The 23163-nt window shown below is 48.7% G+C and carries 13 protein-coding genes, 1 tRNA gene and 2 pseudogenes; 11 read left to right on the top strand and 5 right to left on the bottom strand.

What is annotated here, in order from left to right:
- Positions 1 to 489: 489 nt before the first annotated feature.
- Complete coding sequence (locus FUU19_RS02400; protein WP_230489542.1) at positions 490 to 1509, bottom strand: LacI family DNA-binding transcriptional regulator; 1020 nt, start codon at positions 1507 to 1509, stop codon at positions 490 to 492.
- A gap of 284 nt (positions 1510 to 1793) precedes the next feature.
- On the opposite strand from FUU19_RS02400, the gene ascF reads away from it, so the two are divergent.
- Together ascF and FUU19_RS02390 are read left to right on the top strand one after the other, a co-directional pair.
- Positions 1794 to 3236, top strand: coding sequence for a PTS cellobiose/arbutin/salicin transporter subunit IIBC (gene ascF, locus FUU19_RS02395; RefSeq protein WP_230489541.1), 1443 nt, complete (start codon positions 1794 to 1796; stop codon positions 3234 to 3236).
- A 16-nt stretch (positions 3237 to 3252) separates the two neighbouring features.
- Positions 3253 to 4683 carry a 6-phospho-beta-glucosidase gene (locus FUU19_RS02390; RefSeq protein WP_230489540.1) on the top strand — a complete coding sequence of 477 codons (1431 nt, stop codon included), beginning with the start codon at positions 3253 to 3255 and terminating at the stop codon, positions 4681 to 4683.
- 41 nt (positions 4684 to 4724) lie between these two features.
- Here the strand turns inward: FUU19_RS02390 and FUU19_RS02385 are convergent, their stop codons facing one another.
- Both FUU19_RS02385 and FUU19_RS02380 read right to left on the bottom strand, forming a co-directional pair.
- Positions 4725 to 5144 (bottom strand): putative T6SS immunity periplasmic lipoprotein, encoded by a 420-nt coding sequence (locus FUU19_RS02385; protein WP_117287174.1) that lies wholly within the window; start codon positions 5142 to 5144, stop codon positions 4725 to 4727.
- A gap of 2 nt (positions 5145 to 5146) precedes the next feature.
- Positions 5147 to 5704, bottom strand: a complete 558-nt coding sequence (locus tag FUU19_RS02380) for a type IV secretion protein Rhs (RefSeq protein WP_117287175.1) — start codon at positions 5702 to 5704, stop codon at positions 5147 to 5149.
- A 418-nt stretch (positions 5705 to 6122) separates the two neighbouring features.
- Here FUU19_RS02380 and FUU19_RS02375 point away from each other — a divergent pair, with 418 nt between their 5' ends.
- The 9 genes and pseudogenes from FUU19_RS02375 to FUU19_RS02335 all read left to right on the top strand — a co-directional run bounded on the left by FUU19_RS02375 (position 6123) and on the right by FUU19_RS02335 (position 21321).
- Complete coding sequence (locus tag FUU19_RS02375) at positions 6123 to 6365, top strand: ash family protein (RefSeq protein ID WP_230489539.1); 243 nt, start codon at positions 6123 to 6125, stop codon at positions 6363 to 6365.
- On the top strand, positions 6260 to 6568 hold the full coding sequence (locus FUU19_RS02370; RefSeq protein WP_230489538.1) for a hypothetical protein: 309 nt from the start codon (positions 6260 to 6262) through the stop codon (positions 6566 to 6568). The genes FUU19_RS02375 and FUU19_RS02370 overlap by 106 nt, the downstream gene beginning before the upstream one ends.
- Positions 6569 to 6797: 229 nt before the next feature.
- Complete coding sequence (locus FUU19_RS02365) at positions 6798 to 7946, top strand: HNH endonuclease (RefSeq protein ID WP_087762988.1); 1149 nt, start codon at positions 6798 to 6800, stop codon at positions 7944 to 7946.
- Positions 7947 to 7966: 20 nt separating this feature from the next.
- Positions 7967 to 9102, top strand: a pseudogene (locus tag FUU19_RS02360) (IS3 family transposase).
- A 208-nt stretch (positions 9103 to 9310) separates the two neighbouring features.
- Entirely contained in the window at positions 9311 to 11047 is a 1737-nt protein-coding gene (locus tag FUU19_RS02355) for an HsdM family class I SAM-dependent methyltransferase (RefSeq protein WP_230491087.1), read from the top strand.
- Between the two features lie 52 nt (positions 11048 to 11099).
- Complete coding sequence (locus tag FUU19_RS02350; RefSeq protein WP_230491086.1) at positions 11100 to 13889, top strand: hypothetical protein; 2790 nt, start codon at positions 11100 to 11102, stop codon at positions 13887 to 13889.
- Entirely contained in the window at positions 13886 to 18073 is a 4188-nt protein-coding gene (locus FUU19_RS02345) for a DEAD/DEAH box helicase family protein (protein WP_230491085.1), read from the top strand. Before FUU19_RS02350 ends, FUU19_RS02345 begins: the two co-directional genes overlap by 4 nt.
- Before the next feature lie 13 nt (positions 18074 to 18086).
- Positions 18087 to 20306, top strand: a complete 2220-nt coding sequence (locus tag FUU19_RS02340) for a hypothetical protein (RefSeq protein WP_087763045.1) — start codon at positions 18087 to 18089, stop codon at positions 20304 to 20306.
- A complete protein-coding gene (locus tag FUU19_RS02335; protein ID WP_230491084.1) occupies positions 20296 to 21321 on the top strand; it encodes a Shedu immune nuclease family protein in 1026 nt (341 codons plus the stop codon). Before FUU19_RS02340 ends, FUU19_RS02335 begins: the two co-directional genes overlap by 11 nt.
- A 162-nt stretch (positions 21322 to 21483) precedes the next feature.
- On the opposite strand, the pseudogene FUU19_RS02330 reads toward FUU19_RS02335, so the two are convergent.
- Together FUU19_RS02330 and FUU19_RS02325 are read right to left on the bottom strand one after the other, a co-directional pair.
- Positions 21484 to 22744, bottom strand: a pseudogene (locus FUU19_RS02330) (tyrosine-type recombinase/integrase).
- Positions 22745 to 22950: 206 nt separating this feature from the next.
- Positions 22951 to 23035, bottom strand: a tRNA-Leu gene (locus tag FUU19_RS02325).
- Between the last annotated feature and the right edge of the window lie 128 nt (positions 23036 to 23163).

The following is a 23163-nucleotide window of genomic DNA, read 5'->3' as shown; positions in this document are numbered from 1 at the left end:
GAGCTGCATCGCAGCTCTGTTGGTTTTAGGTCGGCACGCAACCGTCGTGTTCGGGTATCGCCGCCGGAAACGCCGGACGGCTACGCTACCGCCCTTGGCTCACAGACGCCAATCTCTGGTGCTCGCTCGGGTATTGCCGCCGGACGGCGACACGCTTCAGGCCGTTCATCCGCAAGGCCATAGGGTTTGCCACTGAAACTGTTCACCGCCACAACGCCGGAAGCCATGCCGACGCAGAAGACAGCGCGATGCTTTCAGCCGCTAAAAGCGGGTGGGAACGGCCAAACTTTCGGGGGATAACATAACGTATAGCGGCCCGAAAGAGCAGCCTTGGGGCACTCTTTCAGATTATTACTCAGGGTGGTAAGGGGAACGACTGACACGCCGCCGCGAAAAGTCATGGCCATGGGGTGACGGAGCTACGCCGGGTGATAACGGCTTGTACGGCCAACCTACGCCTTCACAAACCACATGGACGTATTGCCGAGTTCAACCCCGTTCGTACGGCCCCGCCGCCACCGACTCGCGCTCGATCAGGCTGGCCGGGAAACTGGGGCGCTTGCTCAGCTCGCCGCCGTCCAGCATCGACAGCAGGCGGTTGATGGTCTCCTGGATCATCTCGGTGACCGGCATCTTCATGCTCGACAGCGACGGTACGGTATAGGGCGCCAGCGGGATGTCGTCGAAGCCGATGACCGATACCGCCTCCGGCACCGCCACGCCGCGCTCCGCCAGCCGCTTCATCGCGCCGATGGCCATTTCGTCGTTGCCGGCGACGATGGCGCTGAACGGCTGCCCGCCGGCCAGCAGCGCATCGACCGCCGCCACGCCGCTTTGCGCGTGCCATTTTCCTTCGACGATCAACGCCTCGTTAACCGCAATGCCCTGCTGCGCCAGCGCGGACTTGTAGCCGGAAAGCCGCTCCAGCCCGGTGGGGGAATCGAGCGAGCCGGTGATAAAAGCGATGTCGCGATGGCCGCGCGCGATCAGGTGCGCCACCGCCGCCGCGCCGGCGGCGTGCTGATCGCTGAAGATGCAGTAGCTGTCGTTCAGCCGCAGCCGCCGGTTGATCACCAGAATCGGCTGGCGGTGTTGGGAGACGATCTCGTCCATTTCCGCGATCGACAGAAAACGCGGATAGATGATCACCCCGTCGCAGCGCAGATCCAGCAAAAACTGAATGGCGGCCCGCTCCTCTTCGGCGGTGTGCTTGCCGTCCGCCAGGATCAGCTGGCGGCCGTTCGCCTCCATGATGCGCGCCGACTGCGCCATCAGTTCGCTGAAATAGTTGCCGCTGTAGAGGGTGTTGGTGACCACCAGGCCGAGGGTTTGGGTGGTGTTGGTCGCCAGGCTGCGCGCCAGCAGGTTGGGCCGATAGCCGGTTTCCGCGATGGCTTTATCCACCAACGCGCGTTTCTCCTCGCTGACATAGCCGCTGCCGGACAACACGCGCGACACCGTCGCCTTTGAAACGCCGGCCTTTTTCGCCACCTCGAGTATCGTTGCCATCTGTGCGCCGCCAAAATCCATGGGTTCAGCGCAGTCTACCCAAGACGCCCGGCGTTTGGAACGTTTTCACGCCCCTGCACATCGGTATGCGCTTACCTCTGACGATCCAGATCACGAAAACGAAACGCCAAAAATCATAGTTCTTGCCAACAACAAAACACCAATACATGATTTTGTGAAACCGGTTTCTTATGGGCGTTTCATACGAATGGAACGACGGATCGCCCAGGCAGTAAATATTCGCCTTTGGGCTATCCGAATTGCTATCTGAGAGACGACACGCCATGCCGAAGAACTACGCAGAGATCTCGCACGCCATCGTGGCCGCCCTGGGCGGCGCGGGCAATATCGAGGCAGTGACCCACTGCATGACCCGCCTGAGATTCGTGGTGAAAGACAAAGCGCGGATCGACACGCCGGCGCTGAAGGCCATCGACGGCGTGCTGGGCGTGGTGCACAGCGGCGAGCAGTGCCAGGTGATCATCGGCAACGAGGTGGCCAAGGCCTATCAGGCGGTGCTGGCGCTCGGCATGCCGGGCGCGGCGGCCCCCGCCGCCCCGGTGAAACGCAAGCTTACCCTGAAGGGCATCGGCGCCGGCATTCTCGACGCGCTGGTGGGCACCATGTCGCCCCTGATCCCCGCCATCATCGGCGGCTCGATGGTGAAGCTGCTGGCGATGATCCTGGACATGGCCGGGGTATTCGAGAAAGGCTCCTCGACCCTCGTCATCCTCAACGTGATCGGCGACGGCGCGTTCTTCTTCCTGCCGGTGATGGTCGCCGCCTCGGCGGCGCTGAAGTTCAAAACTAACATGTCATTGGCGATCGCCATCGCCGGGGTGCTGGTGCACCCCAACTTTATCGATCTGATGGCCAAGGCGGCGCAGGGCCAGGCGGTGGAATTCGCCTTCATCCCGGTGACGGCGGTGAAATACACCTACACGGTGATCCCGGCGCTGGTGATGACCTGGATCCTGTCGCACATCGAACGCGGGGTGGATCGCATCACCCCGGCGGTGACCAAGAATTTCCTCAAGCCGATGCTGATCGTGCTGATCGCCGCGCCGATCGCCATTCTGCTTATCGGCCCGCTCGGCATCTGGATCGGCAGCGGCATCTCTGCGCTGGTCTACACCGTGCACGGCTATTTGGGCTGGCTTTCCGTGGCCATCATGGGGGCGATTTGGCCGCTGCTGGTGATCACCGGCATGCACCGGGTGTTTACCCCAACCATCATCCAGACCATCGCCGAGACCGGCAAAGAGGGCATGGTGATGCCTTCGGAGATCGGCGCCAACCTGTCGCTGGGCGGCGCTTCGCTGGCGGTGGCGCTGAAAACCAAGAACCGCGAGCTGCGCCAGACCGCGCTGGCCGCCGCCGCCTCCGCCATCGTGGCGGGGATTTCCGAACCGGCGCTGTACGGCGTGTCGGTGCGCCTGAAGCGGCCGCTGGTCGCCAGCCTGATCAGCGGCTTCGTCTGCGGCGCGGTCGCCGGCATCGGCGGGTTGGCCAGCCATTCGATGGCCTCGCCCGGGCTGTTCACCAGCGTGCAGTTCTTCGATCCGGCCAACCCGATGAGCATCGTGTGGGTGGTGGCGGTGATGGCGCTCTCGGTGGTGCTGTCGTTCGCGCTCACGCTGATGCTGGGTTTCGAGGATCTGCCGGAAAACGCCGCCGCGCCCGGCCAAACCGCACCGGCGGCGAACGCCGCCAGCGCAACGCAATGAGACACCAGAGGATTGCATGTCTGACTCAACATTCCCTAACGGATTTTTATGGGGCGGCGCTTTGGCCGCCAACCAGGCGGAAGGCGGCTATCGCGAGGGCGGCAAAGGGCTGACCACCGTCGATATGCTCCCGCACGGCCCGCACCGCATGGCGGTCAAACTCGGGCTGGAGAAGCGCTTTAGCCTGCGCGACGACGAGTTTTACCCCAGCCACGACGCCATCGATTTCTACCACCGCTACCGCGACGACATCGCGCTGATGGCGGAGATGGGCTTTACCGTGTTCCGCACCTCCATCGCCTGGAGCCGGATTTACCCCAACGGCGACGAGCTGATGCCCAACCCCGAGGGCATCGCCTTCTACCGCAGCCTGTTCGAAGAGTGCCGCCAATACGGCATCGAGCCACTGGTGACCCTGTGCCACTTCGACGTGCCGATGCACCTGGTGACCGAATACGGCTCCTGGCGCAGCCGCAAGATGGTGGAGTTCTTCACCCACTACGCCCGCACCTGCTTCGAAGCCTTCGACGGGCTGGTGAAATACTGGCTGACTTTCAACGAGATCAACATCCTGCTGCACAGCCCATTCTCCGGCGCGGGGCTGGTGTTTGAAGCGGACGAAAACCCCGAACAGGTGAAATACCAGGCCGCGCACCACGAACTGGTGGCCAGCGCGCTGGCGACGCGCATCGCCCACGAAGTGAACCCCGCCAACCAAGTGGGCTGCATGCTGGCCGGCGGCAACTTCTACCCGTGGTCCAGCAAGCCGGAAGACGTGTGGGCCGCGCTGGAGAAAGACCGCGAGAACCTGTTCTTCATCGACGTACAAGCGCGCGGCGCTTACCCCTCCTACGCCGCCCGCGTCTTCCGCGAGAAAGGCGTCAGCATCGTCATGGAACCGGAAGACGCCGACATCCTGAAGCACACCGTCGACTTCGTCTCCTTCAGCTACTACGCCTCGCGCTGCGCCTCCGCCGACATGAACGACAACAACAGCAGCGCCGCCAACGTGGTGAAATCGCTGACGAACCCGCACGTGCCGCGTAGCGACTGGGGCTGGGGCATCGATCCGCTGGGGCTGCGCATCACCATGAACATGATGTACGACCGCTACCAAAAGCCGCTGTTCCTGGTGGAAAACGGCCTGGGCGCACACGACGAGTTCAATGCAGCAGGCGAGATAGAAGACGACTACCGCATCAGCTACCTGCGCGAACACATCCGCGCCATGGCCGACGCCATCGCCGACGGCGTGCCGGTACTGGGTTACACCACCTGGGGCTGCATCGACCTGGTGGCCGCCTCGACCGGCGAAATGAGCAAGCGCTACGGCTTTGTCTACGTCGACCGCGACGACCAGGGCAACGGCACCCTCGCCCGCACCCGCAAGAAATCGTTCTGGTGGTATAAGAAAGTGATCGCCAGCAACGGGGGGGATTTGGGGTAGGTTGGGGCGGGGGCTAGGAGGGTTGGGCGCTGGTGGTGAGATTAGCGTGGGGGACGGAGGACTTCCAACCTAAGTTGATTGCCTTCCTGCCGCACAGCAAATTCGGCGACGAATTCACGCGCAGAGGGGAACTCACCTGCCTGTTCTTTCTTCTGGGAGACCAGCTTCACGGAGAAATGGTATTGCTGCCCCGGAGTAAATACGTAGCCCTCATCAGGGACACACTGATTGGGGGCGATATCCCGCAGCGGCTTGAAGAATTTGAACGTGCGGCTCTGCGCCTCATCCAATCGGTAGATCGAGATGCCCGCGAGCTTTTCGTCCCCCTGCGGCTGAACGGTGATGCATACTTTTCCCTCACGCAGGTTGGCGGTGGCGGGGTAGTCTACGGGGATGCGATCGCCTATCGACGGGCAGCCGGCGAGCAGGAAAGGGAATGCGAGGGGGAAGATCCGTTTCATGATTACCTCTGACGTAAAAACTCGGCTAAAACCTGCTCGTACTGTAGACGAATTTTATTGTTTTGGGGACCCGTGTAATTCACAAAACGCCCAATACCATATGCCCAAGCATCATAGCCATATTGTATTAACAACCAATAATCGGCAACGATACAAGCTTGTTGTTCCAAAGAGTACTTTGTGAGCGTCTTATTAGCGTCCAGTTTATAAGTGTAATTAGCTGCCCAACTAAAGACACCTCTGAGGCGGACCCACTGCCCATGCTGATGCTGCCAAACATGGGCAAGCTCATGAATAAAGAAATGTTGTTTTGCGTAATTATTGACCTTAGAGAAATCAGCCAGGTATTCCTCCTCTCGGAAATATATCTCGCCGTTGGGCGACATACCAACATGCTTACCTTGTAAACCAAAGGGTAAGTAACTATCGCAATGAATCCATACACGGTTGTAGACGATCGACTTGCCGAAAACACGTCGAGCCATGGCTATTTCACCCAACGTCATAAGTCGTAATGCTCCCTCTTTCACTTGTTGGCCTTTCTGTTCTTTCGTAAGCATGAGTCAAATTCCCTATGACCATTTGAAACCGAAATCTTAGCGACTACTTCTCAGCCAGTCTAGATTATATTGACTTATTTATAAAATAATGAAAAACCTCATGACAAATTCACTTTGTGAATTTATTGATTCACCCCCATTGAAATAATAATTCAAATAAAGATATTCAGAACAAGAGAATATAAAGAAGATGAGCATTCATAGAATCAATAGTTAAATTGTACAACTCATTAACTGCGATACTTATTCCATATTAGAGATGAAATAGCCTGTAATTCCATACAGGTTATTTGTTCCTTTTACTGATAACGCTATAGTTTTTCCGCTGCGGCAAAATCCGCAGCCGGAGTTAGCGTTCCGAACACTTACACAAGGCAGCATTATGTATATAATGTTGGGGCTTTAAACATCCAGAATTATGGTGGCCCAAGTGGGGGCTTCGCAAGAAGCACCGGTTTCCTTCGTGTCCGGTAACGCTAACTCCGCTTGGGCTACCACCATGGGTTTAGCGTCTCATGTGGAAGTACGCATACTACACACTAAGGATAAAGACACATGGAAAATGTCACCATCACCGAAAACACCACAAGTACCCTCACCCTTAATCGCCAACTGTTTAACCACCTCGATCTCAGCGCTTTCAATCCCTCAGAGCTCTTAGACCTGGCCGCCCTCTCTGCCGAACAGGCGGAAGGGCTGTGTTATGGCCTGATGCTGTTTGGCCATTTACTGCAAAAGACCCCACAGCTGGATCCCGAAGGTTGGGAACAGCTGAATCGCTACCTTAACGCCACGGCGCATCTGGTTCCTGTGTTGTGTAACCTTTATGGGCGGGCGTTGCGGGAGATGGAGGCCTGCGGCTAATGTAAATGGCAATTAGGGCGATGCTCATCGCCCTTCCCACCCACGATTTCCAATAGATCTGACTGACATATCACAACAAAAACATTCATCAGGGTGGGCATTTCCTCCCCTACCTGGCATAGTTAACGCATTCGGTAAATCGATGAGTTAACTGCTGGGTATTGATGCATACTGCTCTCGTCAGCAAGCACATTGCTCAGAGCCAACTCGGCAATGTGAGGATGTGGTTTTGGCAACTGCAATAGAGGCGTTATCTTCAAAAGAATCCGTTTTAAAAGCGATCGAAGAATATAAAAAACTTGGCCGAGAAGAATTTTTAAAACAACATAAAATAAAGCGATTTAAAAAATACACCCTTCTTTATAATGGCGAGAAGTACGACATCCGAGGCATTGCCGCTAAAGCATACAGTGAGCAGCATGGTTATCCGTTTAAGGGAATCAACGCCGATAGCGGAACGGAAAAAGCCATCCAATATCTCAAAGATCTCGGTTTTGAGCTCGCCGAAACACCGCATCCTTTTGACTACTTAACCGAAGGCAAGCTGTACACACGCAAAGCGCTTATCGAGCTCTACGGTGGGCAGCTGCAAGGCGGTATCTGGACCCCACGGGAATTCCCGGTGATCTTTATCTTCACCGGAGAAAGCGGTGAAACCTACGGCTACAAAGATGGATGGACAGCCGAAGGCAGCTTCTCTTATACGGGAGAAGGCCAAAAAGGCCCTATGGAATTTATTCGGGGTAATAAATCCATCCGCGACCATAAAAAAGACGGCAAAGACATCTTCCTGTTCGAAGACAACAAGAAAGAAAAAGGCGTCCGCTATCTTGGCATGTTTGAGTGCGATTCTTGGGATCATATTCAGTGCTTAGACTTTGAAAATAACATGCGGCAAGGCATTACTTTTAACCTGTTCAAAGTCTCATCACTGCACGCGGTTGAAGAAGATGCAGAAACTGATGAAGCCGATACGCAGACAGAGACGCTCGAACAGTTGCGCAAGAAGGCACTGCAATCCTCAAAGCAATCAGGCCAGCGCCAACAGAGCGACAGCAAAAAATCCTGGTTCAAACGTAGCGAAGACGTAAAAAAATACGTGCTCAAGCGCGCCAATGGCATCTGCGAAGCCTGCGACCAGCCGGCACCGTTCAAGAAAAGGAACGGCGAGCCCTACCTCGAACCTCACCACACCAAGCGCCTAGCCGACGAAGGCCCCGATCACCCGCAGTGGGTGGGCGCCATCTGCCCTACTTGCCACCGGCGGATTCATAGCGGAGTGGATGGGAAAGAGGTGAATAAGCAGCTGATGGTGACGTTGGAGTTGAAAGAGGCCGATTTCTGGACTGCCCCCCCGGTAGACGATCCTGCCCTATAGTTTGAGCATAGGAGGAGCGTATGGGCACACCACGATTTACACCTGAATTTAAGGAAGAAGCCGTCCGTCAGATAACGGAACGCGGTTATTCCGTTGCCGAAGTATCTGACCGTCTGGGTGTTTCTGCACACAGCCTCTACAAGTGGCTACGGGCTATCAAGCCTGATAACAGCTAACAGCATGCCCGGGATTTACTGGAAGCCAAAAGCGAGATCCTGAAACTACGGGCACAGCTAAAACGTACCGAAGAAGAACGGGATATCCTGAAAAAGGCCGCGCGGTACTTTGCAAGGGAGCCCGACTGAAGTACCGCTTTATCAATGAGCACCGCACTGTATGGGGTGTGATGACGATGTGTCGGGTACTGCATGTCGCCCGGGCCGGGTTCTACGCGTGGCTGCACAACCCGGTTTCGGCGCGTGATAAAGATAACCAGCGTCTGCTGACGCTTATCCGTGATTCATATTCACTGAGCGGAGGCGTATACGGTTACCGGCGGGTTCATGGCGATCTGAACGAAATCGGGGAAACCTGCGGCAAAAACCGGGTGGGCCGTATTATGCAACTGAACCGGATTAAAGCCGTGCGGGGCTATAAAGCACCACGGCGTATCGCCGGCCGACCTTCGGTGGTTGCCCCTAATCGCGTACAGCGACAGTTTACCGTTGTCCGGGCCAATCAGGTCTGGGTCACCGACATCACTTATATCCGGACCTGGCAGGGCTGGTTGTATCTGGCGGTGGTTATCGATCTCTGCGCTCGTAACGTGGTCGGTTGGTCGATGAAGCCCACCCTCTCACGTGAACTGGCGCTCGACGCGCTGATGATGGCGGTCTGGCGACGTAAACCGGACAGCGAGGTCATCGTGCACTCAGACCAGGGCAGCCAGTACGGCAGCGACGACTGGCAACGGTTCTGTCGGGCCAATAACCTGGCACCCAGTATGAGCCGGCGTGGCAACTGTTGGGATAATGCGGTGGCCGAATCGTTCTTCAGTTCACTGAAAAAAGAACGCATCAGGAAGAGAATATACAAAACCCGGGATCTGGCCCGGGCGGATATCTTCGATTACATTGAAGTGTTCTACAACCGGTCCCGGCGCCACAGTCACCTCGGCGGCGTCAGTCCGGAGGCCTTTGAACAGGCCTCGTCGTGAGGACAGAATTTGTCTACGGTCGTGGGGTCAGTCCAGGGTCAGTCCAAATAACTCGATGGCTAATCGTTTGATGAAAATAAGAAAAATTGTTAACCTAGTTACTTCAAAACTGCTTTAAAAGCGTACAACTTACGTAAAACGTAGCCATAAACAGGAAGGAATATGGGTTATTTAGTGAATACTTCAACTCTTAGATTGATATTGTCCCATGTTTCAGTCTGATAAGACGCAATTTCATCGTCTGGTACGAGATCTCCGTGCTGTCATGCTGGAATATCAACTAGGGGCCGATGCAGTTATTGGTAGCGCGCTTAAAAAATGGTGCAGTAATTCCTTTCCTAAACTCCCCCAGTCTTCTTTACCTTTTGTATATACATTAGAGAATGAGGATAGTGTGTGTGCATTTGTTAACTTTGTGAAGGAGCAAGAGCTGCTTGAATCTACTTACTGGTTCTCCTCTGCTTATGCTCAACTTTTGGAAAAAGATTACCGTAAGCGGTTAGCGATGTTTTTTACTCCCCCTGCGTTGACAAGACGCTTACTTGACGATTTATCAGCGAATGGTGTGGATTTTGCTGATAGTAGTTTCTGTGATCCCGCTTGCGGTGGCGGAGCATTTTTAGCACCAATTGCAATGCGTATGAAAGAAGAGCTTTTCCGTAAAGGCGCAAACTCCTATGAAATAATCGATCACATTAATAATAAACTATTAGGATTTGATAAAGATATAACACTATGCGAATTGTCAAGACACTTCTTACTGATGGCATTATATGAAGAGGTTGTTTCCACAGAAATTCATCCCAACTTTCAAATTTACCATGGTGATTCACTTTTAAAAGGCATGGATTTCATGGAGAGGTTTGATGTGGTAGTTTGTAACCCTCCTTTCCGAAAAATGTCAAAAATAGAATACAATAAATACATCGAAAAATTTTCTGATGTCATTGAGGCGCAGCCCAATTTGTATTCACTTTTTTTTGCTCTATGTATTAACTTATTAAAGAAAAAAGGTACTTGCGCATTAATTACCCCAACTAGCTTTCTATCAGGACAATATTTTTCAAAGCTTCGTAGATTCTTATTAAGTCAAACTAGGATACTTTACATTGGTATAGTAAATGATCGTCTCGGTGTATTTATTGATGTTTCTCAAGAAACAACTTTGACTTTAGCATGCCGTGAAGACTCTGGATGTACCCTAACTAATGAGACTAAAGTATCTGTAGTTTCACGTGATGGTAATTACGTTGACGTCGGTGCGTGTGTACTACCTGCTTGTGGCGCTGCGTGGCCAATTCCTCGAACTGAAAGCGACGTTACGTTGCTGAAAAATACTAGTAAGTCATCGGTGTCCTTGGCTGATTATGGATATGCTGCTCGTGTAGGGGCTTTCGTTTGGAACCGAGATACACGTACAACTTACGCGTCTGCTGAAAGTGCCTCTAAAGAATATAGCGATGCAATTGTCCCTTTACTTTGGTCAAGCGATATTACGCAGGATGGTAGGCTGCTGTTTACTGGAGCTCTAAAGACAAACAACGAACATTGTTTTGTTAACATGGGAAAAAAAGATCATCCCTCAATCATAAAAAAATTTTGTGTGATATTACAGCGTGTAACTTCCAATAGCCAATCGAGACGACTCATTGCAGCCGCTGTTCCAAAAGAACTTTTTGAGACCTATAGTGGTTTCGTTGGCGAAAATCATACGGTTATTCTTGAACAGATTGTCATCGAGCCAGAGTTAGCGCCAAGCCAATTCGCTGAATTGTTAAGGACACCAATAGTAGACAGATACTTCCGTTGTATCTCAGGTGCAACAAATGTATCGATTTTCGAGCTGAACCAATTGCGTCTACCTGAACCAGCCAAACTCAAGTATTATCTTTCACAGGGGAACAATATGGCTGATTCGGCCCGTAAAGCTTTGGAAGAAATGTGAATTTAATGTAATATACCTACCATGTTAGGGAAATCATGAGATAGTTAAGCAGATGGCCTCAGCAAAGCAACGTACTGATCCATGGGATGTTTTAAGACGCAGGCGCGAAGAATTAGCAAAGCGCTCATCTCATATGCGCGGAATTACACATATACCCAAAAAACCTTGCATTAAGCCCCTTCCAGAGCCCTTACCAGCTGCTGAACCTATATCTCCACCAGACCCTGTCATTCCTCGAACTCATGATGCACTGCTCCCACTATTCAGAGATGACTCGCCCCAACCAAGCACCCCATCAAGAGCTTTAGTGAGGCTGGCTGATCTATACTTACATGCAGCACAACATCGCTCACGACATATTGCATTAGTTTGGCCAGCCTCTCTTAAAACACTAACTGTTATACACGCTCTAGCCTCTCTTGTTCGCTGGCAACATGGTGATAAACAAGGCATCCGCGGATTACTATTTCCAGTAAAAACCAATGTGTTCAATTGTCTTAACCACATTCATTTTGATCGAACTAGCATTGTTAATATAGCCAAAGAGTTAGCTGAGGCCACTACAAACCCCCGTGTCAAACGCTCTATGCCAGACAAGGATGCTTTTTTCTTTTCTCTAAATGATCACAACCTGCCTCCTATTCCTGAAAAACCGCTCAACCCGACGATTAGTGAGTTGTTGCCACTTTTTCTGGCAACGCCTAATTTTAAAAGTTGGACTTCCTGCCATTCGCAACTACTTGCAATGATTAGAAAAAAACTGTTAAAGCGGGCCCACGCTAATGCTTTAAAGCAATCAAACTGTTCTATCATAGGTGATCCGAAGACTGCACCAGATGCTCTTTTTGCACTGGATGGACGCATGACAAAGATAGAGCTACGTAAAGCTTGTGAGGCTTTAGCTAAATGTGGCCCTCCGGAAGTTGTGATGGTGCATGTTTCTCGATCCCTTCGTTTCGAAGCACCAGATTGGAAGGCCCAACTTGCTCGTTTTTGCTTAATGCTGGAGGATGTTTTTCGTAGTTCGCCGCCAGGTGTCATAGTCATTGTGGATGAACCACATGTTGCCTACCAACTAAAAGATAAACTTTGGGAATTAAATTATAAGCGCGAGAAAGCGAATCAGTGGCATACACCTCACGAGTTCAGAATTTCAGGTATTCCCAGCACAATAAGTGGCGATGGTTTGAGTATGGATGATAGATATGAACCCGAGCATCCTGCGCCACGTGAATTTATCGTCAATATAGTAGACGCAGATACTGCGAGAGTCGCAGATAAACTCGTACATATCGCTAGCACCTTACCAAGTGGAAAAAAGATAGGTAAACCACTCATTGAGGCATCGTCATTTCTTTCTCGCTTAGCCGCATTACCTTGTGGTATTCGGCATATGTCTGAGTATCTATCTAGTCCCGAAATTTCTAATAGAACACGAACTGTCTTTGACTGGCCTCATTACTTAGGGGCTGTTAATGAGTTTGATCGTAATATTGGAGTTGGAGAGAAACGGCCACTTCTTAAGGAATGCTTGGAGCAAGGTTCTCAGCTATTTGGGAAATACTATGAGGCTACTCCTTTTGCTCATAAATTGGCTGATCTGATCTCAACCATGACAATGCAAAAGAAAAAAAAAGTGGCCATAATATTTACAAATACATTATATCGACGACTGGCTGAGCGTTTTCTCTCTGAATATAATGATTATCCAGAAGGAGTAACTTATGAATCCTTCCGCGAAAAGATAAATCTATTATCTGAGATTCACCTAGAAGACAACCTTAATGGCCTAAAAGGGACTGCAATTATATTTGCAGGATTAAATCAAAGTTGCTTACGTTTAGTGCTGACGGATGATCGAATCCCTCATCATTCAGTAATCCTCTTAACTCAGCAAGCTGGCAAGTTCCTACGTGCTACACTCAAACCTATCATTGAGCACATGCCAGAATTCAAATCATACAAGCCCAGAATGGAGTCTATCTTACGACAGCTACATGACTTACCTGGAGATGCTTCTGTTCTCTCAACTGGTAGTTATGTGTTGCCCACATTTCGCATTGAATTGTCATCAGATGTGCAGATTAACAACCAAGAAGTTACTTCAGGTTCTTGGGCCATCCAGTTCGATAATGGAGAGATACAATATCGTTATGAAGCATCTGAAGTATATGTATATGAGCCGACTTCAACGTATGCATCAGATGCAGGATTTAGAGCCTGCCAAGTTCGTTCACTTGAGGCCGGAAACAAAATTTTTATCATGTCGGTCGAAGTGCGTGAGATGATTGAAAAAGCTTTATCAGATGCAGGGGTTTCGATTAGCTCTGACAAGACCTTCGAATCAGCATTGAGAAGTTATCATGAACAGATACAAAAACGTCTTGAACTGCGCTTCGGTCAGGTAAAACATTCTGATACGATTCGTACCATTCGCGAAGAAATAATTTTGCTTGCTCCGCAATTGAAAAGCTATTTGCCAAGTCTACAGGCTATGCGTCATTGGATTAATCTTGAGCATTCGTCAGAAACACCTTTCGAGCAGCTTCGTCCGCAAGCCCCAATGCGTGAAGAAGTTTTTAAAGTGTTTGCACAAGTGCTTGGATTTACCTCGCTGGAAATTGCTTACCATTGGCAGCGAGTTATCGTACCTATCCGCAACACTCGTAGGCTAGATGGCCGCCATGTATCAGATATATATTCATACATGCTTTTACAACCAGAGTCAGCCATGTGCAACTCCAATATTAAACGGCAAACTTTGGCTAGATTGTTTAATCAGGCTCGCGCGAATGTAGCCACTATTGAGCGCGTTTACCCTCTTAAGGAATTTAAAAAATGAGCCAGCCCACTCTTCGTGCTAACCCTGCCGAAATTAGTTCAACACTCAAGGAAGCTGTTGTTGACAGTCTATTAAATCTTACGTACGCGCAGATCAGCGGGCAGGGAGAGGCAGGAGAGTATCTTTATGGTGCTCGACCAAGGACACTTTTGAACTCTGGTTTTCTATTACCACAGCGTAACCCATTAGGAGACGATGAGGTAACATCTCCCATCTGGGTTTCGTCACACGGACTGCAGATGCAGCTCAATCTTTCCGAATCTTCAATTATAACGGTCAAGCCTAATCTGTGTGTCTATGTCAGAGTTCTACCCCAAGAAGAAGATCTTACGAAGCCGAATTGCTGCCCAGTGTTTATGTTGCGCAGAGCTATTGTTGAAGAAATTACGGCAGAGCGTAACCGCCGATTGGAAAAAGCATGGGAAGAGGTTAAAGGAGCTTATACTTCAAAATGGAAACATCCAGAGTGGAGTACTATTCGCTCTCAGATTGTGGAAGAAATCTATACCGCTAGAGGTATTCCTAGACACTTATTAACATCTGATTTTTCACAAGATTTCGTAGAAGTTGAAGTGGAATCATCTAGTGAAAAGGATATTCCAGGAGAAGCGGCTAAAGAAGGCATATTTGTCAAAGTAGGGGAAAATTTACCAATAAAAGACGAACATTTTGAACCGCTAAGTGTTCCTCATAAATGGATGAGGTTGGATATTAATCTTCCGTCTTTACAGATTGATACATCTCTGTCTTATGAGGCTCTCAAGAGCAATATTGCTGAGCATGCGATATTAATGAATACAACTCTATCTGCGAGACTGCAGGAATGGGCGGAAAGTGATGATCCTAATGTAGGTGGAAAAAATTGGGGATATAGGCATTTGGTAAATATTCCCGCGAGCCAATACACTAAATGGGATGATTTCCTCAACATTGTTCGCAATTCAAAGTTACATATCGCTTTACCAAGCATTCAACTTAGTTGGAACTTTGAGTTGAACGAAGATTGGCTGGCTTCTTCCAAACGTAGTTTCTTTCTTGCCCTTGAGAATACTAGTAGTATACCGAGTCAGTATGAAGATGAGACGGACGAAGCTATTTTTCTTGTATCCCTTCAATTAAAGGTTCCCACTTCGCTTCACCATCCCCTCAAGCTTGAGCGTATCGATCCATCTTACCGTTATAACAAGTACCTAACTCACCCAGCAATAGGCCACAACTGCGGTATTGTTCAGGTGAAGTCTGAAGAAGATTTCAAAGTATTCGAGACAAGCTGGACTCCTCGTTACATACAGCCGCGCATCGTTCCTACTAGTGCAAATGGAGTTCTACGTCATGTGCGTTCACTCGCAAAGCCTGAGGGATTGAATGGTTTAGAACCTCTAATACCAGCAATGCGTGAATGGATTAACAGTCTTCCATCACAAGTGAATCCTGCTGAAGGATTAGATGCTTCTGATAAAGAAGGAATCGCTCGAGAAGGTGAAGGTTTCAGGCAAGATTTGCAGAAATGGACCTTTGAAATGGATGCGATAGCCGTAGGTTTGAAATGTTTGGCGGAATCGCATACATCTTGGAAAATGCGAGGCTGGCAGTCTGATCCTAAAGCTATTGTCTATGAAGCGTGGCTAGCTACGAATGAAACAATGGCTGACTTTATGAACTCCCGTTTCGGTAACGATCAAGGCGAGTGGCGTCTTTTCCAACTGGCTTTTATTATCGCTAATATCCCCGCATTAGCTTCACGCATCCCTGCGTTTTCGCATTTCTATGATGAGCGTAGAGATGATGCTGTTACATTGCTCTATTTTGCCACCGGTGGTGGTAAATCCGAGGCATTCTTTGGACTTTTAGTGTTCAATCTCATGCTCGATAGGCTGAGAGGTAAACATCGTGGTGTGACAGCCTTAATTCGCTACCCTTTAAGATTACTGACGATCCAGCAAGCACAAAGATGCGCAGGCGTACTTGCACATGGTGAACGGATTCGTAATCGCTATGGATATGGGGGAGATTCATTAGCCATAGGTTTTTGGGTTGGGAGTGGGGGATCTCCAAATCATCATCGTGAAAAGGGAGTTAAAAGTATCCCTATTGTGTCGTCCGTTCCTCCTGATTTAGCAAATGAACAGCTTCTTCGAGCTAAGGACTCTAAGTATTCAGCGGCAATGCGTGCATGGCGAAAATTATCAAACTGCCCATTTTGTGGTAGTGAAACTGCATTGAGATTGTTTGTTGCTCATGGTTGCCAGACTTTGGGCCACGTTTGTACTGATATTCGTTGTGATTTCAATGATGGAGATTGGAAGCCGTTGCCATTTTATATCGTCGATGAAGATATCTATGATTTAGCACCATCAGTCTTATTAGGTACAGTTGATAAATTAGCTCTCATTGGCCATTCAAAAAAAACTATTCGGCGTATCTATGCTATGTTTGGGGCCGCTCCTTGGGTTAATCCCCATAATGGACGATTGAATGTCCCGACCAATAATGATTTAGCCGCAGGCCCAGCAGCAAAAGGCATGGAGGGGGTATTTCCTGCCTACAGAAATGGTAGGCACATTTTTCACGATCCGTTTCCAAGCTTGATTATTCAAGATGAAGCTCACTTGCTTGATGAGTCGCTAGGGACTTTCGCAGGCTTATTTGAATCTACCTTGGATGCAGTTTTTGAGTATCTTGGTGACTCCCTTAAGGGACTTGTGGCGGTGTGCGGCCAGGGGCGTCGGCGTCGTTCCAAGGTTATTGCAGCTTCAGCCACCGTATCCTCTCCAGAAAGGCAGCTAGAACATCTTTATCAACGTTCAATTCCAGCAGTGCAGTTTCCAGAACCTGGACCATCTCTGTATGAGTCTTTCTATGCAAAACCTGCATTGGCAGAAGAAGAGCTCCGAAAAAAGCATCCCGACATTGAGGTCGCAAGTAGGCAGGCACGTATATATACGGCTTTTATGACCAACGGTAAGCCGCACACATCAACTAGTGTCGCGGTGCTATCAGGGTTTCATTTAACTATTAGTCGGCTATTTGACAACCTTACCTGTGGTGCTGAGCTGCAATTCCAAATTGCTCGTCAGATGTTAGCTGAACATGTATCAAAGGGTTCACTTCAAAAACTGCATAAGCAGGTGTTATCCAAGGCTAATGCTTCTGAATTAACTACGCTTATCGACTTGCACCGCATTGCGCTGACCTATGTCACTAATAAGAAGGGTGGTGATCAAATTATGGCAGCAGAAACTGAGGAGACGCGCAAACGACATATTAACGAAGGTATTGAGCTTGGGGGACTGGACACTCGTCTTATTACCGGCTCGGTGGAGCAAGGTGAGATTCAAAACGTGGTGGATACTGCACAACGGCGTGTCGCCCCAGGAGAACCACTACCTCCGTTAAGAGAACAGCTACGTTCCGTTATCGCGACTTCAGCTATCTCACATGGTGTCGACGTAGATGAGTTTAACTCAATGTTCTTTGCCGGAATGCCTTCTGACATTGCCGAGTATATCCAGGCTTCCTCTCGAGTTGGGCGTACACATATAGGTTTTATTGTCCTTGTCCCGACGCCACAACGACGCAGGGATAGGCACATCGTGCATATATTCGATATTTTTCATCGATTTCTTGAACGAATGGTGCAACCTGCTGCTATTGATCGTTGGGCAGAACGTGCTATCGATCGCGTATATCCTAGCCTATTTCAGGCATATTTGTTGGGTGTTCGCCCTAGTAGTGAATTACTTCAGCTGCCTGAAGGGGAGAAAGCCAGAACTCCTGATTACAGTTTTATTCCAAATGTACGAAAAGAGTTTACTTCTCGAGGTGATTCATTTATTGATGAAATAAACAAGTTTGTAGAGTTAGCAGTGGGGTTGAATGGTGCCTTTGTACCTGAAGGTGAGGAGTACTATCGTGATCGCATTAATCAAAGGACTCGTAATCTCATTGTAAACGCTTGGAGTAGTCCGATGTGGGGGAATGGTAATATCGATGCGTACTTCAATGCTCAAACAGATCCCATGATTAAGCCAATGACGTCGCTACGCGATGTTGATCAAACAGGCATCATCCAGGCATCATTCCTAGATGTAAATGGCAAAAAGCAATCACTTGATGAGATACAGTTAGTGATGGATTTCCTTCGTCATGGCGTGGCTGGCAATGATGGTTCGGACAATGCATAGACGGGAGATTAATATGTCAAAACATAGGGGGATGCTAGCGAATGATGATGAAAGCAAAACACTACACGCTCCCACAATGGCACGTTCAAGAGGACAATTGGGGTCAGCCTATGCTCCTGGAGCATTCTTTACTTTTGAAGGCGGATTAGGAGCATGTATTTCCATTCCAGATTTATCCGCAACGGAAGATGACGCGCCTATCCAACCGGAAACGAAGTCACAAATTGTTCTGAGATTGCAGGAGATTTGGCAGAGTTGGTTCGCTCGTGCATATGAGATTGGAACTGGAGAGCGTGAAATCGATCCTCGTCTTTGCTTGGATGAGTCTCTTCTCAAAGGGAGTGTCGTAGTTCCACTAGGGGGGGATAGCCTGTCATTTTTAAGTCCCCTAAGAATGGGGTATTCTCCAGCACCGCTGACTTTTGTTTGTAACAAATGCAGGCTTTTCAGGAATTTTGAATCAGTTCACCAGTTAGCGGGGAGTATGGGGGAGCTGCACAAGGCTCGTTGTACAGCTGCTGAGGCTAAAGGTGGATGCGAATGGCGACAAGTCGACGTTATATTCGTGCATTGGTCCGGTGAGTGGATGCCTGTGACTCCTGGCAGATGGGAGTGGGATGAACGTAATAATGCCATAAGGCTATATGGTGAAGAGTGTAAAGTATGTGGTGGGCAAGATTTCAAACTCAACACAGATTCACCACGTATCGGCCAGTGGCATTTTTATTGTGCTAACCCAAAATGTGGGCATAAAGGAAGCAGTTCATGGCGACAAAATGACCGTTTCACAACAGGGATCTTCAGGAATCAACCTGGTATACCTGTTGCCAGACGCCGTATGGAGCCAATTTCGTATCGTGCATCGTCAGCGTATTACGCACAATCAGAACAATTCGTACTGTTTCCTGAGTCTGAACATCATCTAATCACAATGTTAGAACCACAACACGAGACTGAACTTGCTACCTTTATCTGTACACAGTTCCGATTTGGGGGGAGGAAACTTTCGACTGAAGAAATGAAATCGACTCTATTAGCTGCTGGTGAAAATAGTGAATGGATATCGTATGAAAATTGGATGAAAATAAGAGAGCTAGAAAAAGATAATCCCACTATTTTAAAGATTGCAGATGATGAAATTAATAAACTGATTACTAGATGGACTACAAGCACACCTCCGCTTCTGCGGCCAAATGCCGATCTTCCATCGGCTGTAAAAGAGCGACTTAGACAACGTAGTGAATATACCAGTCGTTTTGACCCTTTTATCCTTGCGGTTGAACATGAAGCTTTGAATCGAGGCAAACTTTCTGCCCCCGGCGATGCTGGGCGAGCGAAGTTTGTACGTTTTAACCATTTGGACAAAGATCTTGCGCCAAAAAATGTAAAAATTAAGGCTATACAGGAATCTGAGACTAAGCGTCTAATGAGTAAACTCGGAATCGCTGATATGGGATTAATTCGGGAGTTCGATCTGTGCCGATTTACGCATGGTTACACCCGTGTTTCGGCAACTCCCATTCTCAACAGGCATAATCAAGATATGCCCGTACGTTTGAAATTATTCGAACCATTACGTAATGGTAAGCGACCCATTTATGTTGTGACACAAGCAAATGAAGCATTGTACGTTCGTCTTGATCCAGTAGTTGTTTATAAGTGGCTCCAGTCTATCGATGTGTTAGATCTTCCTGAATGGGATGAAAGTAATTCCATTAAATTAGGCGGGAAGATTCTAGAGGTAACGCAGCCTTTTGGTCGTTATTTTTCTCTCTTAAAAGAAGATGAAGCATCAACTTATCGCTATATTTATACACTTCTACATACCTACGCGCATACACTCATGAAAAACGTAGCAGAGTTATCTGGCTTGGATTTAGGGTCTATGGGGGAGTATATATTCCCGCTAGATTTTGCATTCGTGGTATATCGAAACGGTACCACTATGGATCTTGGTAATTTATCCTCTTTGTGGCGTAATGAAAATAACAGATTTCTTGCACGATTGCTTGAGAACTCGACACATCGTTGCAATTCTGGACGACTATGTGATAGCACGGGGGGGGCATGTCCTGACTGTATTATGATTCCAGAGACGTCTTGCCTTGCTCAGAATCAGTTACTGTCTCGTGCAGTGTTAAAAGGAGGGCATCCACCTCGTGAGGATGCAACTCATAAGGGGCAACGTATCAAAGGTTTCCTTGAAATAGTGAATGATATTGATGAAAAATGAGATGCTTAATGCCTTTGATGCACTTGTGCCTCATTGCGAGGTAAGTGCCGCTTTATGTGATGCTGCCTCAAAAGGTTTCCTTGATATACCTTTAGATTTGCACTCTATTTGTACCCGCATTGGTCTACCACAAGCTAGAGCTGCCGATATTGAGCGTTCGCTGATTGCCGGGCAAGCATACGGGGTGTTCAAACAATCAACGCCCCTTACATGGGTGATAAATGACTACAATCTTGCGTCTAGTCTAGCGCCTTTATTACTAGGCGTTCGTTTGTACCTCTCACGTGCGAAGCATATTTATGCTGCTCGACAACAGGTGATTGTGCAAGTTCACGATAAATTACCGATACTGGCTGCTGAGCAACCCCGTGAATTAATGGAGTTGCATGCTGAGATTGAACGAGTATCACTAGAACAAATGATTGATAAGTATCGTGAAATGCTCAGTAAAAATCTTTCAGAGAACGCTTGGCAGAAATTTTTTGATCAAAATATATTTATTTTGACCATGTTGTTTTGCGGACCAGTACACCTTGTTTGCAGCCAATTTCACGCACAGCCAAGTGGAATTACAGGAAAAGGTGCACAAATAGGCGACTACCTGTTTCGTGGTATGGGACAGGCATTGGCTATCATCGAGATCAAAAAACCAGATACCCCGCTGATTCAAAAGAGAGAGTATCGCAGTGGTGGTGGTGTTCATGCTCCTGATTCAGAGTTAAGTGGTGCTGTAAGCCAAATATTATACCAACGCCACTCACTTCAATCTGCTTGGAGCATTCATCGTGAAAATGGTGAGCTTTCAAATACAAGACCTGACAATACCCGTTGTGTCATCATTGCTGGTACACTTCCTATTGAGACAAAAATACTACGCTCATTCGAAACATTCAGGTGTGCTCATACAAACGTTGAAATAATTACCTTTGATGAGCTTCTACATAAACTTGAACTATTACTCAATATTCTCAGCCCAACGGATATTCTAGAGCCTAAGCGGAAAATAAAATTATAAAAACCAAATGCGGCATACAATAATAATTAAAAAATACGGCAAAGTGCAATTATTTTGAATAATGAAAATATTCAAGCATAACTCGCGCCGGGAACACGTCATGTATTCCCGGCATTACTATTTAATATCTTTAATTTGAGTTGGCGTTAAACAACTGTTAATTCATGCTTTTATTTTTCCAAAATCAAACTGACTAACCCCTTTCTCCCGATTAGCATCCAGATAATCCGCCCACCACTGCAACATCAACCTACGCTCTCCCAGATGCTCCGCCTTATGGATGTAGGCTGCCCGAACTGAGCTATGCTCTTGATGGCTCATCTGCCTTTCCACCGCATCCCTCGACCACAATTCAGATTCAATCAAAGAACTACACGCCATCGTCCTGAAACCATGCTCACAGACTTCCGTTTTCGTGTCATAGTCCATCACTCGCAAAGCCTTGTTCACCGTGTTCTCACTCATAGGTTTACGCGGATCATGATCACCCACGAAAATCAGCACTCGGTTCCCATTCATGCTTTTGATCTTTTCCAAGATAGCGAGAGCTTGTCGCGACAAAGGAACAAGATGAGGAGTCCGCATCTTTGAACCACGCTGAGAATACTTAACACTTTCCAACGGTTCACGCTCACCTGGAATCGTCCACATGGCAGTTTCAAAATCCACTTCTGACCAGCGGGCAAAACGCAGCTCGCTTGATCGGATTAAAACCAACAACTTCAGTTCGATAGCCAATCGTGTTAACGTTCTTCCAGAATAGTGATCGATACGATGAAGTAATTCGGGAATGCTGCTAAGTTCTAATGCAGCACGATGCTGTCTTTTCGCCGTAGCAACGCACCGGCAATCTCTTGAGCGGGGTTGTAATCGATTAAGCCGCTATGAACGGCAAAGCGCATAATTGCGGTAGTACGCTGCTGTAAACGGGCGGCAACTTCAAGGCGTCCAGATGATTCCACCGCTTTGATGGGTACAAGAAGATCACGAGTCTTTAGCTCCGCAATGTTCCGCTTACCGATAACAGCAAAGAGATTATCTTCAAGGCTTTTCAAAACACGGGTACTGTGCGATGCAGACCGCTTCTGATTGCTGGCGTGCCAGTCTAGTCTCTGGCAACCACTTCAAACGTTATCGCCTCTTGCTCCTGCTCTACCTTTACGGCTTTCTTGTTCTCACTGAGATCGACGCCATTAGCTAACAGCTTACGGGCTTCATCCCGGCGTGCCCGGGCATCAGCCAACGACACTTCCGGGTATTTCCCCAGCACCAGCATCTTCTCTTTGCCCCCAAAGCGGTAACGTCGCCACCAGTATTTGGAGCCGTTAGGGTGAACCAGCAGCACCATGCCTTCACCGTCAGTAAGTTTATAGGCTTTAGCTTCAGGCTTAGCCGAACGAACCTTCACATCACTCAGAGCCATGATGAGTATCCTTTCAAGGATTCTGTGTGGGTACAAACATTATCGAACTGGGATATACCCGCAGATGTACCCACATCAGTAAGTTGATGCAGATTGAGTCAGGGTTGACTTAGGTTGAGTGAAAAAGCGAGGAAAGCCTTGCCGATACTGGATCCCAGGCACAAAAAAACCACCTCTCGGTGGCTTCTTGTTCGCGCGGTACTTAATGGTGCCGAAGGCCGGACTCGAACCGGCACGTATCTCTACGGTTGATTTTGAATCAACTGCGTCTACCGATTTCGCCACTTCGGCACTGAAGTAGTATGCGGAAAACGGGTGCATTATACCTTCCCGCGATCGGTGCGCAAGAGTTATCAGGCATTCAATGAGTTAAATGTTGAAAAAAGCGTCACAATCCCCGTTTACCCTCTTATTGCGGC

The organism is Serratia montpellierensis, from assembly GCF_020858655.1.
Taxonomy (GTDB): Bacteria; Pseudomonadota; Gammaproteobacteria; order Enterobacterales; family Enterobacteriaceae; genus Serratia; species Serratia montpellierensis.
This window is presented reverse-complemented; position numbering and strand designations above follow the sequence as displayed.